16 protein-coding genes are annotated in these 16,047 nt (G+C 73.0%); 10 read left to right on the forward strand and 6 right to left on the reverse strand.

The window, feature by feature from the left end; genetic code table 11:
* Positions 1-5 precede the first annotated feature (5 nt).
* From ABZT74_RS18590 to ABZT74_RS18600, 3 genes are all read left to right on the forward strand, one after another.
* The gene (locus tag ABZT74_RS18590; RefSeq protein WP_355876787.1) at positions 6-218 is read left to right on the forward strand and encodes a hypothetical protein; all 213 of its coding nucleotides are present in this window, start codon (positions 6-8) and stop codon (positions 216-218) included.
* 125 nt (positions 219-343) lie between these two features.
* Positions 344-1,693, forward strand: a complete 1,350-nt coding sequence (locus tag ABZT74_RS18595; protein ID WP_356436197.1) for an FAD-binding oxidoreductase — start codon at positions 344-346, stop codon at positions 1,691-1,693.
* A gap of 66 nt (positions 1,694-1,759) precedes the next feature.
* On the forward strand, positions 1,760-2,515 hold the full coding sequence (locus ABZT74_RS18600) for a decaprenylphospho-beta-D-erythro-pentofuranosid-2-ulose 2-reductase (protein WP_356171052.1): 756 nt from the start codon (positions 1,760-1,762) through the stop codon (positions 2,513-2,515).
* 65 nt (positions 2,516-2,580) lie between these two features.
* On the opposite strand, the gene ABZT74_RS18605 is transcribed toward ABZT74_RS18600, so the two are convergent.
* Both ABZT74_RS18605 and trpS read right to left on the reverse strand, forming a co-directional pair.
* On the reverse strand, positions 2,581-3,168 hold the full coding sequence (locus ABZT74_RS18605) for a 2'-5' RNA ligase family protein (protein ID WP_355876796.1): 588 nt from the start codon (positions 3,166-3,168) through the stop codon (positions 2,581-2,583).
* A 215-nt stretch (positions 3,169-3,383) separates the two neighbouring features.
* A complete protein-coding gene (trpS, locus tag ABZT74_RS18610; protein ID WP_355876799.1) occupies positions 3,384-4,397 on the reverse strand; it encodes a tryptophan--tRNA ligase in 1,014 nt (337 codons plus the stop codon).
* A gap of 100 nt (positions 4,398-4,497) precedes the next feature.
* On the opposite strand from trpS, the gene ABZT74_RS18615 reads away from it, so the two are divergent.
* The 3 genes from ABZT74_RS18615 (at position 4,498) to ABZT74_RS18625 (ending at position 6,963) form a co-directional block, all read left to right on the forward strand.
* Complete coding sequence (locus ABZT74_RS18615; protein ID WP_355876802.1) at positions 4,498-5,112, forward strand: RNA polymerase sigma factor; 615 nt, start codon at positions 4,498-4,500, stop codon at positions 5,110-5,112.
* A complete protein-coding gene (locus ABZT74_RS18620) occupies positions 5,105-6,022 on the forward strand; it encodes a hypothetical protein (RefSeq protein ID WP_356436200.1) in 918 nt (305 codons plus the stop codon). The genes ABZT74_RS18615 and ABZT74_RS18620 overlap by 8 nt, the downstream gene beginning before the upstream one ends.
* Positions 6,023-6,297: 275 nt before the next feature.
* Positions 6,298-6,963, forward strand: a complete 666-nt coding sequence (locus tag ABZT74_RS18625; RefSeq protein ID WP_356436202.1) for a hypothetical protein — start codon at positions 6,298-6,300, stop codon at positions 6,961-6,963.
* Positions 6,964-6,984: 21 nt separating this feature from the next.
* Here the strand turns inward: ABZT74_RS18625 and ABZT74_RS18630 are convergent, their stop codons facing one another.
* Complete coding sequence (locus ABZT74_RS18630) at positions 6,985-8,430, reverse strand: glycine hydroxymethyltransferase (RefSeq protein WP_164369362.1); 1,446 nt, start codon at positions 8,428-8,430, stop codon at positions 6,985-6,987.
* Positions 8,431-8,771: 341 nt separating this feature from the next.
* Here ABZT74_RS18630 and rocD point away from each other — a divergent pair, with 341 nt between their 5' ends.
* Positions 8,772-9,977 carry an ornithine--oxo-acid transaminase gene (gene rocD / locus ABZT74_RS18635; protein WP_356436355.1) on the forward strand — a complete coding sequence of 402 codons (1,206 nt, stop codon included), beginning with the start codon at positions 8,772-8,774 and terminating at the stop codon, positions 9,975-9,977.
* Between the two features lie 76 nt (positions 9,978-10,053).
* Here rocD and ABZT74_RS18640 read toward each other — a convergent pair whose 3' ends face one another.
* The gene (locus ABZT74_RS18640; protein WP_356436204.1) at positions 10,054-11,238 is read right to left on the reverse strand and encodes a glutathionylspermidine synthase family protein; all 1,185 of its coding nucleotides are present in this window, start codon (positions 11,236-11,238) and stop codon (positions 10,054-10,056) included.
* A 50-nt stretch (positions 11,239-11,288) separates the two neighbouring features.
* A complete protein-coding gene (locus ABZT74_RS18645; RefSeq protein ID WP_356171066.1) occupies positions 11,289-11,642 on the reverse strand; it encodes a hypothetical protein in 354 nt (117 codons plus the stop codon).
* Positions 11,643-11,769: 127 nt separating this feature from the next.
* Between ABZT74_RS18645 and ABZT74_RS18650 the strand changes: the two genes are divergently transcribed.
* The gene (locus ABZT74_RS18650; protein WP_356436358.1) at positions 11,770-12,648 is read left to right on the forward strand and encodes a hypothetical protein; all 879 of its coding nucleotides are present in this window, start codon (positions 11,770-11,772) and stop codon (positions 12,646-12,648) included.
* A 553-nt stretch (positions 12,649-13,201) separates the two neighbouring features.
* On the opposite strand, the gene ABZT74_RS18655 is transcribed toward ABZT74_RS18650, so the two are convergent.
* Positions 13,202-14,593 (reverse strand): PLP-dependent aminotransferase family protein, encoded by a 1,392-nt coding sequence (locus ABZT74_RS18655; protein ID WP_356436206.1) that lies wholly within the window; start codon positions 14,591-14,593, stop codon positions 13,202-13,204.
* A 90-nt stretch (positions 14,594-14,683) separates the two neighbouring features.
* Between ABZT74_RS18655 and ABZT74_RS18660 the strand changes: the two genes are divergently transcribed.
* Positions 14,684-15,211, forward strand: coding sequence for a carboxymuconolactone decarboxylase family protein (locus tag ABZT74_RS18660; RefSeq protein WP_355876821.1), 528 nt, complete (start codon positions 14,684-14,686; stop codon positions 15,209-15,211).
* Between the two features lie 49 nt (positions 15,212-15,260).
* Positions 15,261-15,974, forward strand: a complete 714-nt coding sequence (locus tag ABZT74_RS18665) for an isocitrate lyase/phosphoenolpyruvate mutase family protein (protein WP_356436361.1) — start codon at positions 15,261-15,263, stop codon at positions 15,972-15,974.
* Positions 15,975-16,047 lie beyond the last annotated feature (73 nt).

The following is a 16,047-nucleotide window of genomic DNA, read 5'->3' on the forward strand; positions in this document are numbered from 1 at the left end:
CCGTCATGGCACGGGTCAACGTCTCGGCGACGACGATCAAGGTGGTCAATGTCGTCAAGTCGTCGATCGACGGCGTCACGCTGTCGGTCCATGCGGTCGGGCTCGTCATGGTCGTCGCGTGGTCGGTCTCTCTCGCCACCACGGTGGCCATGGCCGTCAAGCCGCCGATCCATCTCGTCACGGTCGTCAAGTTCGTCCATGTGATCTCACTCTTCTAGTGAGGAGCCGCGGAATTACGGCAATCTAGGACGACATCCCATTAATCACCCATTTCGGTGAGGAGCCGTGAGGGGCTGGGGAGATTGCCCCGGTGTGCACCGTTGGCGGCGCTACGGTCACGGGCATGCCTGCCGACACCGTCTCCGTCACGGGTTGGGGCCGCACCGCCCCGACCGCCGCCCGTCTGGTCCGCCCGCGCAGCTACGAGGAGGCGGCGACCGCCGTCCGGGAGTGCGGGACCAGGGGAGGGATCCCCCGGGGGCTCGGGCGGGCGTACGGCGACGCCGCGCAGAACGCGGGCGGGGCCGTGCTCGACATGACGGGCCTCGACCGGATCCACGCCATCGACGTGGGCGGCGGCACGGTCCTGTGCGACGCCGGGGTGTCCCTGCACCGGCTGATGGAGGTGCTGCTCCCCCTCGGGTGGTTCGTGCCGGTCACCCCCGGGACCCGCTACGTGACGGTGGGCGGGGCGATCGGCGCGGACATCCACGGCAAGAACCACCACGGGTCCGGCTCGTTCTCCCGGCACGTGCTCTCCTTCGAGCTGCTGACCGCGGACGGGGAGATCCGGACGGTCGTCCAGGGCGAGCCCCTCTTCGACGCCACGGCGGGCGGCATGGGCCTGACCGGCGTGATCCTCACGGCGACCGTCCGCCTCCAGCCGGTGGAGACCGCGCTGATGTCCGTCGACACCGAGCGCGCGGTCGACCTGGACGACCTCATGGCCCGGCTGACCGCCACCGACCACCTCCACCGCTACTCGGTCGCCTGGATCGACCTCCTCGCGCGCGGGGCGACGATGGGCCGCTCGGTCCTGACCCGCGGCGACCACGCCCCGCTGAACGCGCTGCCCCCGCGGGCGCGCCGGCACCCGCTGGCGTTCCGCACCTCGCGGCTGCCCGCCCCGCCCGCCTTCGTACCGGAGGGGCTCCTCGGCCGGACGACGGTGGGCCTCTTCAACGAGCTCTGGTACCGCAAGGCGCCCCGCGCGCGTACCGGCGAACTCCAGCGCATCCCGACCTTCTTCCACCCCCTCGACGGGGTGCCGCACTGGAACCGCGTCTACGGGCGCGGCGGGTTCGTGCAGTACCAGTTCGTCGTCGGGCACGGCCAGGAGGAGACCCTGCGGCGCATCGTGGGACGGATCTCCCACCACCGCTGCCCGTCCTTCCTCGCCGTCCTGAAGCGCTTCGGGGAGGGCGATCCGGGCTGGCTGTCCTTTCCGATGCCCGGCTGGACCCTCGCCCTCGACATCCCGGCGAACCTGCCGGGCCTCGGCGCCTTCCTGGACGGACTCGACGAGGAGGTGGCGGGCGCCGGCGGGCGCGTCTACCTCGCCAAGGACGCGCGGCTGCGGCCCGAACTGCTGGCCACGATGTACCCGCGGCTGGACGCGTTCCGCTCGCTGCGGCGCGAACTGGACCCGCGGGGCGTCTTCACCTCGGACCTGTCCCGCCGCCTGGGCCTGTAGGGCGCGTTCCCGGCCGCCCCGCCCCCGCCCCCTCGTCGATTCGTTCCCCCGTCTCAAGGAGCTGTCATGAAGGACGCATTCGGTATCCCCCAGTCCCTGCTGATCCTCGGTGGCACGTCCGAGATCGCCCTCGCCACCGCGCGCCGGATGATCGTCCGGCGCACCCGCACCGTGTGGCTTGCCGGACGGCCGACGCCTGCCCTGGAGGAGGCGGCCGAGCAGCTGCGCGCGCTCGGCGCGGACGCCCGTACGGTCGCCTTCGACGCCATGGATCCCGAGTCCCACGAGGGGGCGCTCGGCAAGGTCTTCGCCGAGGGCGACATCGACATGGTCCTGATGGCGGTCGGGGTGCTCGGCGACCAGGCGCTGGACGAGCGGGAGCCGGTCGCCGCGGCGCGGGTCGCGATGACCAACTACACGGGGGCCGTCTCCTCGGGCCTGGTGTGCGCGCGGGCCCTCCAGACGCAGGGGCACGGCTCCCTGGTGGTGCTGTCCTCGGTCGCGGGCGAGCGCGCCCGCCGCTCGAACTTCATCTACGGCTCCAGCAAGGCCGGCCTGGACGCCTTCGCGCAGGGCCTCGGCGACGCCCTCCACGGCACGGGCGTGCACGTGATGGTCGTCCGCCCGGGGTTCGTCCGCACCCGGATGACGGCAGGTCTGCCGGAGGCGCCGCTGGCGACCACTCCGGAGGCGGTGGCCGCCGCGATCGAACTGGGGCTGCGGCGCCGGTCCGAGACGGTGTGGGTGCCGGGGGCGCTGCGGATGGTGATGTCCGCGCTGCGGCACGCGCCGCGCGGGCTGTTCCGCCGGCTGCCGCTCTGAGGAACTCCGGGCCCGCCACGCCCCCGGAGCCCTGAGCCCGGGGGCACGCGCGCGTGCGGAAGGCGCTAGAGCGCCGGCAGGGTCGTATTGGTGCCGCGCTCCGAGGGGCATGCCTGCGGGGGCACCACGGCGCCGCCGAAGACGTACTCGCGGAGCTTGCGCCACACGGCGTCGGGGCCCTGCTCGTAGAGCGCGAACCCGGTACAGGGCCACTGGGCCTCATAGCCGGAGAGGGCCTCGAAGGCGTGGTCCATGGCCTCTTCGTCGATGCCGTGGGCCACGGTGACGTGCGGGTGGTACGGGAACTGGAGCTCGCGGGCGCAGGGGCCGGAGGCGTCCCGGACCTGCTTCTGGAGCCAGGTGCAGGCCTCGGTGCCTTCGGCCACCCGGACGTAGACGACCGGCGACAGGGGGCGGAAGGTGCCCGTGCCGGACAGCCGCATGGGGAACGGGCGCCCGGCCGCCGCGACGTCGAGGAGGTGCGCCTCGATCGCGGGCAGCGCCGACTCCTCGACCTCGGTCGGCGGCAGCAGGGTGACGTGCGTGGGGATGCCGCAAGCCGCGGGGTCGCCGAAGCCCGCGCGCCGCTCCTGGAGCAGGCTGCCGTGAGGCTCCGGGACCGCGATCGACACGCCGATCGTTACGGTCCCCACGTCGTCTCCTGTCGTCGTTCCATGGTCCGGTCGGTGGTGGTGCGGGGCGGACAGGGACGGTTGTACGGCCTGTCCGGCTATCGACTGTACGGCGGGGAGGCCCCCGATCGGCGGCCGTACGAGTGTCGCGCTCGTCTCGTACTGACTGCCGAAGACGCTGTGGTAGGGGCCGCCGTACGGGCGGGGGCGTCCGCCGCCGCGGCGGCCCCCGTCCGTCAGTGCTTGGCGGGCAGGAAGCCGACCTTGTCGTACGCCTGGGAGAGTGTCTCCGCGGCGACGGCGCGCGCCTTCTCCGCGCCCTTGGCGAGGATCGAGTCGAGGGTCTCCGGGTCGTCCAGGTACTGCTGGGTGCGCTCACGGAACGGCGTCACGAAGTCGACCATGACCTCGGCGAGGTCCGTTTTCAGCGCACCGTAGCCCTTGCCCGTGTACTTCTGCTCCAGTTCGGCGATACCGGTCCCGGTGAGGGTCGAGTAGATGGTCAGCAGGTTGCTGATACCCGGTTTCTCCGCCGCGTCATACCTGACGACCGTGTCGGTGTCGGTGACCGCGCTCTTGACCTTCTTGGCGGTCGCCTTCGGGTCGTCGAGGAGGTTGATGAGGCCCTTGGGCGTCGACGCCGACTTGCTCATCTTGATCGCCGGGTCCTGGAGATCGAAGATCTTCGCCGTCTCCTTGAGGATGTACGGCTTCGGGATCGTGAACGTCTCGCCGAAGCGGCCGTTGAAGCGCTCGGCGAGGTCGCGGGTCAGCTCGATGTGCTGCCGCTGGTCCTCACCGACCGGTACCTCGTTGGCCTGGTACAGCAGGATGTCCGCGACCTGGAGGATCGGGTACGTGAACAGGCCGACGCTCGCCCGGTCCGCGCCCTGCTTGGCGGACTTGTCCTTGAACTGCGTCATGCGGGAGGCCTCACCGAAGCCGGTCAGGCAGTTCATGATCCACGCGAGCTGCGCGTGCTCGGGCACGTGGCTCTGCACGAAGAGCGTGCAGCGCTCCGGGTCGAGGCCGGCGGCGAGGAGCTGGGCCGCGGCGAGCCTGGTGTTGGCCCGCAGGTCCGCGGGGTCCTGCGGAATCGTGATCGCGTGCAGGTCGACGACCATGTAGAACGCGTCGTGGGACTCCTGCAGGGCCACCCACTGGCGGACCGCGCCGAGGTAGTTGCCGAGGTGGAACGAGCCTGCCGTGGGCTGGATTCCGGAGAGCACGCGAGGACTGTCAGAGGCCATGCTCACCATTCTCTCAGGTACCGGGACCCGCTCCGGAACTGGCTGGAAACAGCGGGGACACGAGAGGGAACCGATGGGCCCCGAGCGGTGTACCAAGAGTGTGAGGACGCGGGAGGGGGGCCGCATCGTCGTCGACGAGGCCGAGGTCATCGCCCGCGTACGCACCGGAGAGCCGGAGGCGTACGCGGAGCTGGTCCGCGCCCACACGGCCATCGCGATCAGGGCGGCCAGGGCACTCGGCGCGGGTGCGGACGCGGAGGACGTGGTGCAGCAGGCCTTCATCAAGGCGTACTGCTCGCTGGAGCGCTTTCGGGACGGCTCGGCGTTCAAGCCCTGGCTGCTGTCGATCGTCGCCAACGAAGCGAGGAACACCGTGCGCACGGCGGTGCGTCAACGCACCCTGGCCGGCCGGGAGGCCGCGCTGACCGAGGCGGAACCACTGATACCGGAAGCGACGGACCCGGCGCTCGCGGCTCTGGAGGCGGAGCGCCGGGCGGCGCTGCTGGCGGGTCTGGAGCAGCTGAGCGAGGAGCACCGCCTCGTCGTCACCTACCGCTATCTGCTGGAGATGGACGAGCCGGAGACGGCCCAGGCGCTGGGCTGGCCCCGCGGCACGGTGAAGTCCCGCCTCAACCGCGCCCTGCGCAAGCTGGGCCGGCTCCTGCCCGCCCTCGAACCCCGCGAGCCCCGACAGGGGGGTGACGATCATGCGTGAGCCGTACGAGGACGACGTGCGCACCGGTGCGGGACCGGGCCCCGGCCGCGGGAGGCGAGATGCCGACGCCGCCCGGCTGCGGGACGAGCTGCTGGCGCTCGGAAGAACTCTGGACGGACCGGGCACGGACGGCGCCGATCCGGGCGAGTCGATGGCCGAGCGGGTGCTGGCGCAGCTGCTCGCGATGGAGGCGTCCCCCTCCTCCGCGCGGCTGCGCGAGGAGACCCCGGCCACGGTGGCCGACCGGCCGGAGCCCGGCGGGCCGCTGCGGTCGGTGCGGCGCTGGGTGCGGGCGCGCCGGCGCGTCCTGACGGCGGGCCTGTGCGGTGCGGTGACGGTGCTCGTGCTCACCCCTCCGGTGCGCGCGGCGGTCCTCGACTGGTTCGACTTCGGCGGCGTCGAGGTGCGGTACGACCCGTCGGCCGCGCCGTCGGCCGGTGCCCGGGTGCCGGGCTGCCCCGGTCCCTCCCTGACGTCGACTCAGGCCGCGCGCCGGGCCGGGTTCACCCCTCCCGTACCCGGCGCGCTCGGCGCGCCGGACACGATCACGGTGACGCCGGAGCCGAAGGGACGCCTGCTGATGAGCCTGTGCTGGCGCGAGCACGGACGCACGGTCCGGATCGACGCGTTTCCGGCGTCGCTGGACATCGGCTTCACCAAGACGGTGCGGGAGCCCCCCGAGTGGCTGAGCCTCGACGACGGGGAGACGCCCGGCAGTCCCGCGCTGTGGTTCGCCCGCCCGCACCTTCTGAGCTTCCGGCTCCTCGACGCGGACGGCGACAGCTTCAACCACGCCGAGCGGACCGCCGGCCCGACGCTGCTGTGGACGCACCACGGCGAGGTGACGCTCCGGCTGGAGGGCGTGTCGTCGAAGGCACGGGCGCTGGACATCGCGCGTTCGCTGAAGTAGCGCGGCCCGCCGCCCGCGGCAGCGCTCGCAGGTCGAGGGCTCCGGGTGGGAACCCCGAAGGGGCGAGCGGTGTACCAGAAGTGAGACGTCCCGTGCGCACCCCGGCGGCGAGGGGGTGAGCGCGGCGGCGGCCCGGCGGGTGTGGTGGCAGGCGGACGAGGGGCGGGACGGGCGACATGGGGGAACGGATGACGTACAGGAATAAGGGGGACCGGGGTGAGGGGAGCAGGGGCGAGGGTTGCAGGGCGAGGACGTGGGGGCTCGTCCTCGCGTCCGTGGCGGTGGCCTTGTCGGCGTCGCTCACGGTCGGTGCCGCCGCGGCCCGGGCCGCGGAAGATGCCGGGGGCTCCCGCAGAGGTGACACCCCGGACCTGGCGCTGGTGATCGCCGGCGACACCGGGCGGACGACGACGCTGCGCTCCGGGGAGCGGGACTTCGGACGGCTGTGGCGGCTGTTGGCGCCGCGGTTCACGGGGACGGAGCGGGTGCCCGACGCGTGGGCGAGGGGGGACTATCCGCAGGTGCGGGCCACCGTCGTCTGGGGGCTGACCGGTGTCGGGGGCTGGCCGCAGACCGGTCGGGCGCCCGGCGGGGACGTCGCCGTCGAGCGGCAGGACCAGGTGTTCCTCGCGCAGGACGGCACACCGTGGGTCCGCACGGACGTCTCACCCGACGTGGTGGACGACGACATCCGCTGGCACCGGGCGCCCCGCTCGGTGTTCGGGCAGCTGGCCCGGGAGGGGAAGTTGTTCGGCCCGGAGCGGGCTGCGCCGGTGGCTGCGGAAGGACCGGCGCCGGCGCGGGCGGAGTGGGCGTCGGCAGGACTCGCGGCGGGTCTGCTGCTGGGCGCCGGGATCCCGTGGTGCATACGCCGCGCGGCGACCCGGCGAGTGAACGCCGGATCGCCGCGGGAGCCACGCCAGGAGCTGATCGACCTGTAGGAACCGGCCGGTCGGCGGCTGTCAGCCGAGGTCGATCTCCGGGTAGAGCGGGAACGGCGCCAGCAGGTCGGTGGCGCGGTGGGCGATCTCGTCGGAGATCTTCGCGTCGAGGACGTGCTGAGCCTTGGACGGGGCGCCCTTGGCGGTGGTGCCGGCCTCGGCGGCGGTGAGGACGCGGTCGATCAGACCGGCGATCTCGTCCATCTCGGCCGCACCGAGACCACGGGTGGTCAGGGCGGGCGTGCCGATGCGGATACCGGAGGTGTACCAGGCGCCGTTCGGGTCGGCGGGAATGGAGTTGCGGTTGGTGACGATGCCCGAGTCGAGCAGGGCCGACTCGGCCTGACGGCCGGTGAGGCCGTAGGAGGAGGCGACGTCGATGAGGTTGAGGTGGTTGTCGGTGCCGCCGGTGACCAGCGTGGCGCCGCGGCGCATCAGACCCTCGGCGAGGGCGCGGGCGTTGTCGACGACGGCCTGCGCGTAGTCGCGGAACTCGGGGCGGCGGGCCTCCGCGAGCGCGACGGCCTTGGCGGCCATGACGTGCGGGAGCGGGCCGCCGAGCACCATCGGGCAGCCGCGGTCGACCTGCTCGGCGAGCGTCTCGTCGCACAGGACCATGCCGCCGCGCGGGCCGCGCAGCGACTTGTGCGTGGTCGTCGTGACGATCTGGGCGTGCGGCACCGGGTCGAAGTCGCCGGTGAGGACCTTGCCCGCGACGAGGCCGGCGAAGTGGGCCATGTCGACCATGAGGGTGGCACCGACCTCGTCGGCGATCTCCCGCATGATGCGGAAGTTCACCAGGCGGGGGTAGGCGGAGTAACCGGCGACGATGATCAGCGGCTTGAACTCGCGGGCGGAGGTGCGCAGGGCCTCGTAGTCGATGAGGCCGGTGGCGGGGTCGGTGCCGTACGAGCGCTGGTCGAACATCTTGCCGGAGATGTTCGGGCGGAAGCCGTGGGTGAGGTGGCCGCCCGCGTCGAGGGACATGCCGAGCATGCGCTGGTTGCCGAAGGCCTGGCGGAGTTCGGCCCAGTCGGCCTCGGTGAGGTCGTTGACGTTGCGGACGCCTGCCTTGGCGAGGGCGGGGGCCTCGACGCGGGCGGCGAGGACGGCCCAGAAGGCGACGAGGTTGGCGTCGATGCCGGAGTGCGGCTGGGCGTAGGCGTGCTCGGCGCCGAAGAGTTCACGGGCGTGCTCGGCGGCGAGGGCCTCGACGGTGTCGACGTTGCGGCAGCCGGCGTAGAAGCGGCGGCCGACGGTGCCCTCGGCGTACTTGTCGCTGAACCAGTTGCCCATGGCCAGCAGGGTGGCCGGGGAGGCGTAGTTCTCGGACGCGATGAGCTTGAGCATGTCGCGCTGGTCGGCGACTTCCTGGCCGATGGCGTCGGCGACGCGGGGCTCGACGGCCCTGATCACGTCGAGGGCGCTGCGGAAGGCGGTGGACTCGGTGGAAAGGGGCTCTGGCATGACGGCCTCCGGACGTGGCGTTCAGCGTTCACGGGTCGGCCCAGGCGCACGGCACTCGGTTGCCGCGGCTTCCCGCCCGGACACCACCGCCGGGCCCCCTCGTACGGCCGGATGCAGCGGCCGGGGGTCCGGGACGGTTCCCGGAGAAGTCACAGCGCGGGTGCCGCTCCCCGATGGTCGGTCCCATCCCAGCGCGCCAGTCACGGCCCCGCCGGTCAGCCTACCGGGCGCGCCGGATCACCGGGTTCCCCCGTCCACCATGCGAGCGACGATAGGAAGGGGGCCACAAGCCCACCCTTCGCGGGTCGGAGAACGGAGTTCCGGTGACCGCCATGGATGCCCTGGAGACGACGGAGGCGTTCATCGCCTCGGCCGACGCGCACAGCGCGCACAACTACCACCCGCTGCCCGTCGTCGTGACGACGGCGGACGGAGCGTGGATGACGGATGTCGAGGGGCGTCGCTTCCTCGATCTGCTGGCCGGCTACTCCGCGCTCAACTTCGGCCACGGCAACCGGCGGCTGATCGAGGCGGCGAAGGCGCAGCTGGACCGGGTGACGCTGACGTCGCGGGCGTTCCACCACGACCGGTTCGCGGACTTCTGCCGGGAGCTGGCGTCGTTGTGCGGCATGGAGATGGTGCTGCCGATGAACACGGGCGCTGAGGCGGTGGAGACCGCGGTGAAGACGGCCCGGAAGTGGGGGTACCGGGTCAAGGGCGTGCCCGAGGGGCGAGCGAAGATCGTCGTCGCGGGCAACAACTTCCACGGGCGTACGACGACGGTCATCAGCTTCTCGACGGACCAGGAGGCGCGGGCGGACTTCGGCCCGTACACGCCGGGATTCGAGATCGTGCCGTACGGGGATCTGACGGCGATGCGGGCGGCGGTGTCGGAGAACACCGTGGCGGTCCTGCTCGAACCGATCCAGGGAGAGGCCGGGGTGCTGGTGCCGCCGCCCGGCTATCTGCCGGCGGTGCGGGAGCTGAGGCGGGAGCGGGGGGTGCTGTTCGTCGCGGACGAGATCCAGTCGGGGCTCGGGCGCACGGGACGGACGTTCGCGTGCGAGCACGAGGGTGTCGTGCCGGACATGTACGTCCTCGGGAAGGCGCTCGGCGGCGGGGTGGTACCCGTGTCGGCCGTGGTGTCGAGCGCGGAGGTGCTGGGGGTGTTCCGGCCCGGGGAGCACGGGTCGACGTTCGGGGGGAACCCGCTGGCGTGCGCGGTGGCGCTGGAGGTGATCGCGATGCTGCGGACGGGCGAGTACCAGCAGCGGGCCGCCGAGCTCGGCGCGCATCTGCACCGCGAGCTGGCGCTGCTCACCGGTTCCGGTCATGTGACCGCGGTGCGCGGGCGGGGGCTGTGGGCGGGCGTCGATGTCGCCCCGCAGTTCGGCTCGGGGCGGGAGATCTCCGAGAAGCTGATGGACCGGGGTGTGCTGGTCAAGGACACCCACGGTGTCACCGTCCGGGTCGCCCCGCCCCTGGTCATCAGCAAGGAGGACCTGGACTGGGGCCTGGGGCAACTGCGGGATGTGCTGGGGGCGTAGCAAGAGTCCCCGGGTTCCCGGCCTGTCGGGTCCGGCTCGGTCCGATCCTGTCGGCCGGGTCCGATCCTGTCGGGATCTAGAGGATCACGTGAGGCAGGAAGCGGGCGTACTCGTCGGTGATCGGGCCGGAGGACTCGCGGATGCCGAGGCCCGCCGACGCGTCCTCGACGACCCAGGCGCCGAGGACGACCCGGTTGCCGTCGAAGGACGGGAGCGGCGCCAGTTCCTGGTAGCAGCAGGCCTCTTCGCGGATGACGGGTGCTTCGCCGGGTTCGTGGATCGTCACGCCGTCACCCTCGCGGCCGAGGAGGGGCTTGGCGACGTACCCGTTCGTGCGGGCGAGTTCGCGGGGGCCGTCGAGGTAGGCGGGAAGAAGGTTCGGGTGGCCGGGGTACAGCTCCCAGAGGATCGCGAGGAGCGCCTTGTTGGAGAGGAGCATCTTCCAGGCGGGCTCGATCCAGAGCGTGCTCCCGGTGCCTCCACCGTTGTCGAGGGTGTCCAGGACGTGGTCGGCGAACCGGTCGGCGGTGAGCCATTCCCAGGGGTAGAGCTTGAAGCAGCTGCGGATGAAGCGGAGTTGGTTGTCGACGAAGCGCCCGGAGAGGGGGTCCCAGCCGATCTCCTCCATGGAGATCCAGTCGGTGGCGAGGCCGGCCTGTTCGGCGGTCTCCTTCAGGTAGGCGACCGTCATCAGGTCCTCGCCGAGTTCGTCGGCGGCGGAGTGCGCGAAGTGGAGCGGGCTGCCCGGCGGCAGGAGGGCTCCCTGCTTCCTCCAGGCGGCGACGAGGCGTTCGTGCAGCGAGTTCCACTGGTCGGCGCCGGGAAAGCGGTCCTCCATCCAGAACCACTGGGGGCTCGCGGCCTCCACGAGTGAGGTCGGGGTGTCGGCGTTGTACTCCAGGAGCTTCGCCGGGCCGGTGCCGTCGTACCGGAGGTCGAACCGGCCGTAGACGGAGGGGAGTTCGCCGCGCCGGTGCCAGGCCTCGGCGACGGCCGCCGCGACCCGCGGGTCGTCGATGCCGAGGTCGGCGAAGCGGTCGTGCTCGACGATGTGGGCGGCGGCCGCCAGGCACATGCCGTGCAGTTCCTCGACGACCCCCTCCAGCGCCTCGACCTCGGGCAGCGAGAAGACGTAGTGAGCGCTCTCGTCCCAATAGGGGCGCAGCGAGTCGTCGGGGTGGCGGGTGAGCGGGTAGATGAGCCCCTGTTCCTCGACGGTCTGCTGCCAGCCGGGGCGGGGGGCGATGGTGCGGCGTTCCATGGGTGCGGGGTCTCTGTTCGGCGGGAGGGGACGCGGGCGGTTCTCCCGGGTCAGCCGCCCGAGCCGCCCTTGCCGCCGCCGAAGCCGCCGCGGTCCACGCCGCCGCCGTGGCTGCCGCCGCTCGAACTCCCCGATCCCTTGCTGGGCTTGGTGAAGGAGCCGCCGTCGGTCCGGCCGCTCTTGTTCGTGCCGCCGTAGTACCAGGTGCCGTGGGCCGAGGACTTGGCGGAGGTGCAGTTCTTGTCGGCGACGACCTCGTAGCCCTTGCCGAGCCGGTAGCTGTCGCGGTCGACGCACCGCTTGTCGGGGGCGTCCGAGGAGCAGGCGGTGAGGGCCGCCGCGAGGAGGCCCATTCCGCCGAGGACGACCGTGCCCGATCGCAGCCGGCGCTGTACGTCTGCCATTCCGTTCCCCCGTTTGTTCTGTGCAGATCATGTTGTGGCCGGAGTCCAGATTAGAGATCGCGCACGCCGAGCCCGCGTCGGCCCCCCGCGCCGCACTGTCCCCTACAGTCGCTTCGTGCTCTTTGGAATGTTGTGCGCCCTTGGTGCCTCGGTCTGTTTCGGTACGGCGACGGTCCTCCAGGCGATGGCCGCCCGCGCCGCCGGTGAGAGTGGGACCGACAGCGGGGCCGCGGGTGCGGCGACGCTGCTGCTGCGGGCGTTGCGGCAGTGGCGCTATCTCGCCGGACTCGCCCTGGACGGTGTCGGGTTCCTGCTGCAGATCGCCGCGCTGCGGTCCCTTCCGATCTACGCGGTGGGGGCGGCCCTCGCCGCGAGCCTCGCCGTGACCGCGGTGGTGGCTTCGTGGCTGATCCATGTGCGGCTGAGCCGTGTCGAGTGGGGCGCGGTGGCGGTGGTGTGCGTGGGGCTCGCGATGCTGGGCCTGGCGTCCGGGACGGAGGGCGACCGGACGGGTTCTCTCGGGCTGAAGTACGCGATGCTGGGGATCTCCGTGGTCGTCCTGCTGCTGGGGCTCGTCGGCGGCCGGCTGCCCGACCGGGGACGGGCTCTCGCGCTGGGTCTGGGAGCGGGGTTCGGGTTCGGTGTCGTCGAGGTGGCGGTGCGGCTGATCGAGGACCTCGACCCGGGGAGCCTGCTGAGCAACCCGGCGACGTACGCGCTGCTCGTCGGGGGCGGAGCCGCCTTCCTGCTGCTGACCACGGCTCTGCAGCGGGGTTCGGTGACGACGGCCACCGCCGGGCTCGTCATCGGGGAGACGATCGGGCCCGCGCTGGTGGGGGTGATCTGGCTGGGCGACCGTACGCGGGAGGGGCTGACCTGGCTGGCGGTCCTCGGGTTCGCGGTGGCCGTGGCGGGCGCGCTGGCGCTGGCCCGGTTCGGTGAGGCGCCGGGCACGGAGACGGAGTCCGACTCCGGCTCCGCATCCGCCGGGCCGCCTCAGGGGTGAGGAACCTTGTGGCGCCGGGGGCGAGGACGACACCGGTCACCGCGCACCGGGTGCCCCCGTGCTCCCCGTGCCCGTCTCCCGCGGCTCGGTGAGGACCCGCGCGGCCGGGTGGCCCGGACAGCGCCCTCCGCGTCACGTCCACGGAGGTGACGCGGAGAGTCGCACGGCCTGCCGAACGGGGGCCGGCCATCTCCGGCGCCCCCATCCCTGGCCCGGCCTGCTGAAGGGGTGCCGACCATCCCGGCACCCACATCCCTGGCGCCCCCTCCCTGGCCGGCCTGCCGAACGGGGGCCGGCGATCCCTGGCACCGCCACCCCCCGCAGCGCCAATCCCGGCGCCTCCACCCCCGGCGCCTTCACCCCTGGCGCCTCCACCCCTGGCGCCTCCACCCCTGGCGCCTCCACCCCTGACGCCTTCACCCCCGACGCCTCCGGCCGTCCTCGCCGGCACGCCGTCCGCGCCGACCCGCGGTCCGCGCCGGAGGAGGCCGGGGCCGCGGGTGGCGAAGAAGGGTCTACGTGCTGCCGCACGCGGGGTGTCCGGGCGCCGGTCTCACGGCAGTGCCCGGCACAACGCGTCCAGCGCGCCGGACCACGCGTGGTCCGGCGGGGTGCCGTAGCCGACGACCAGGGCGTCCAGCGGGGGGACGGAGGCGTCGGGGTGCCGGTGGCGGGCGAGGCCGCGCACGGCGAGCCCCTGCCAGGCGGTGGCCTGGACGACCGACCGCTCGGTGCCCGGCGGGAGTTGGAGCACGGCGTGCAGTCCTGCCGCGATGCCGGTGGCCCGGACGGCGGGCGCGCGGGCGGCGAGCGCGGCGACGAGGGCGTCACGCCGGCGCCGGTACCGCAGCCGGACGGCGCGCACATGACGGTCGTACGCGCCGGAGGTGATGAACTCCGCCAGGGTCAGCTGGTCCAGCACACCGGTGGACCACCCGCCCTCCGCCTTCAGGGAGACGACCTCGTCCACCAGCGACGGCGGCAGGACCAGCCAGCCGAGGCGGAGCCCGGGCGCCAGGGACTTGCTCGCGGTGCCCATGTGGATCACGTGGTCGGGGTCCAGACCCTGAAGCGCGCCCACGGGCTGCCGGTCGTAGCGGAACTCGCCGTCGTAGTCGTCCTCCAGGACCAGTCCCCCGGTGCCGCGGGCCCAGTCGACGACGGCGGCCCGGCGGTCCGGGTGCAGGGGCACGCCCATCGGGAACTGGTGGGCGGGGGTGAGCAGGACGGCTCGCGCACCCGCCATGTCCCGTGTGTCCGTGCCGAGTTCGTCGAAGGGGAGCGGGGTCGTGCGCAGACCCGAGCGGTGCAGGAGGTTCCAGTGCGCGTCGAGGCCGTACGACTCGACCGCGACCGACCGCAGTCCGCGCCGGCGCAGGACGCTTCCGAGCAGGGTCAGCGCGTCCGCGAAGCCCGAGCAGACGACGATCCGCTCCGGGTCGGCGCGGACGCCCCTGGCGCGGGACAGGTAGCCCGCGAGGGCGGCGCGCAGTTCGGGCCGGCCGCGCGGGTCGCCGTAGCCGAGTGCCTCGTGGGGTGCGTCGGTCAGGGCGCGGCGGGCGGCCTTGAGCCAGGCGGTGCGCGGGAAGGAGGCGAGGTCGGGGCTGCCGGGGACGAGGTCGTAGACGGGTTGGCCCTGCTCCCGGCGGCGCTGCGCGGGTTCGGGCGTCTGCGGTACGACGGCCCGCTCGGCCACCCGGGTGCCGGATCCCTGGCGGGCGGTGAGCCAGCCCTCGGCGACGAGGTCGGCGTAGGCGTCGGCGACCGTGTTGCGGGCGATGCCGAGGTCGGTGGCGAGCGAGCGGGAGGACGGGAGGCGGGTTCCGGGGGCGAGCCTGCCGCCCCGCACCGCCTCGCGCAGCGCGTCGGTCAGCCCCTTGCGGACACCGGATCCGGTCGGTTCCACATGGAGGTCGACTCCCAGAGTGGCCCATGTTTTCGCCATGGAAATGGACCATACCCCTGGGCTACTCCCCTCGTAGTGTCGGTGACACGACGACGCGGGACACGACCGCGGACCACCAGGAGGAACGCCATGACCAGCGGGACGACGACGGAGACCACCACCACGGCCGGCGAGAGCGCGCCGTACGCGCCCGAGCACACGCCGCGGCTGAACTGGGCCCAGCTCGCGCCCGACGTCTACAAGGCGATGGTCCGGCTCGACGCGGCGGCCCGGCGCGGGGTGGACCCCGTGCTCCTGGAACTGGTGAAGATCCGCGCCTCGCAGCTGAACCACTGCGCGTTCTGCCTCGACATGCACACCAAGGACGCCCTCGCGGCCGGCGAGAGCGTGGAGCGGATCGTGCAGCTCGGCGCGTGGGAGGAGTCGCGGCACTTCTACACGGAGCGGGAGCTGGCGGCCGTCGAGCTGACCGAGGCCGTCACGGTGCTGACGGACGGTTTCGTGCCGGACGAGGTCTACGAGCGGGCGGCCGAGCACTTCGACGAGGCCGAGCTGGCCCAGCTGATCGCCTGCGTCACGGTCATCAACGCCTGGAACCGGTTCGGCGTGACCTGCCGCATGGTGCCCGGTCACTACCAGGCCGGTCAGCACAAGTGACCGCGGCCGGAGCCCGGGCCACCGCGCTCGCGGCCGGGACCGCCGCGTGGTGAGCGGGGTGGAGCGGTTCCGGGCGCTGCACCACGGTCGCCTGCCGGACGATCCGCTGGTGCTGCCCGGGCCGTGGGACGCGGCGAGCGCGCGGGTGTTCGCCGACGCCGGGTTCTCGGCACTGGCGACACCGAGCGCGGGCGTCGCCGCCTCCCTCGGGTACGCGGACGGCCGGACGCCGGCCGCCGAGATGTTCGCGGCGGTCGCGCGGATCGTCCGGGCCGTCGACGTGCCGGTGTCGGCGGACGTGGAGGGCGGCTACGGGCTCGCGCCGAAGGAACTGGTGGAGCGGCTCCTGGAGGCGGGCGCCGTCGGCTGCAATCTGGAGGACTCCGAGGGCGGTGTCCTCCAGGACGCGGACCGGCACGCCGAGTGGCTGGCGGAGGTACGGAGCGCGGCGGCGGACCTGCTGTTCGTGAACGCCCGCGTCGATGTGTTCGTGTACGGCGACGGGGACCCGGAGCGGGTCATCGAGCGGGCCGCGCTGTACGTGTCCGCGGGGGCGGACTGCGTGTACCCGATCGGGGCGCCGACCGGCGTGCTGCCGTTGCTGCGGTCCGGCATCCGCGGGCCGCTGAACGTGTTCGCCCAGCTCGACGGCGTACCGACGGCCGAACTGGGTGAACTCGGCGCCACCCGGGTCACGTTCGGGCCTGGCCTGCAGCGCAGGGCGGCCGAGTTGCTGGGGGACGTCGCGGCGGGGCTGAGGTAGCCCGCGGCGGGCCGGCGTGAAAGGTGGGGCGGGGCCGCGTCGGTCGGCCCCGCCCCACCCCAGGTGTGCTCCG

The sequence above is a fragment of the Streptomyces sp. NPDC005302 genome (assembly GCF_040607345.1).
Classification (GTDB): Bacteria; Actinomycetota; Actinomycetes; order Streptomycetales; family Streptomycetaceae; genus Streptomyces.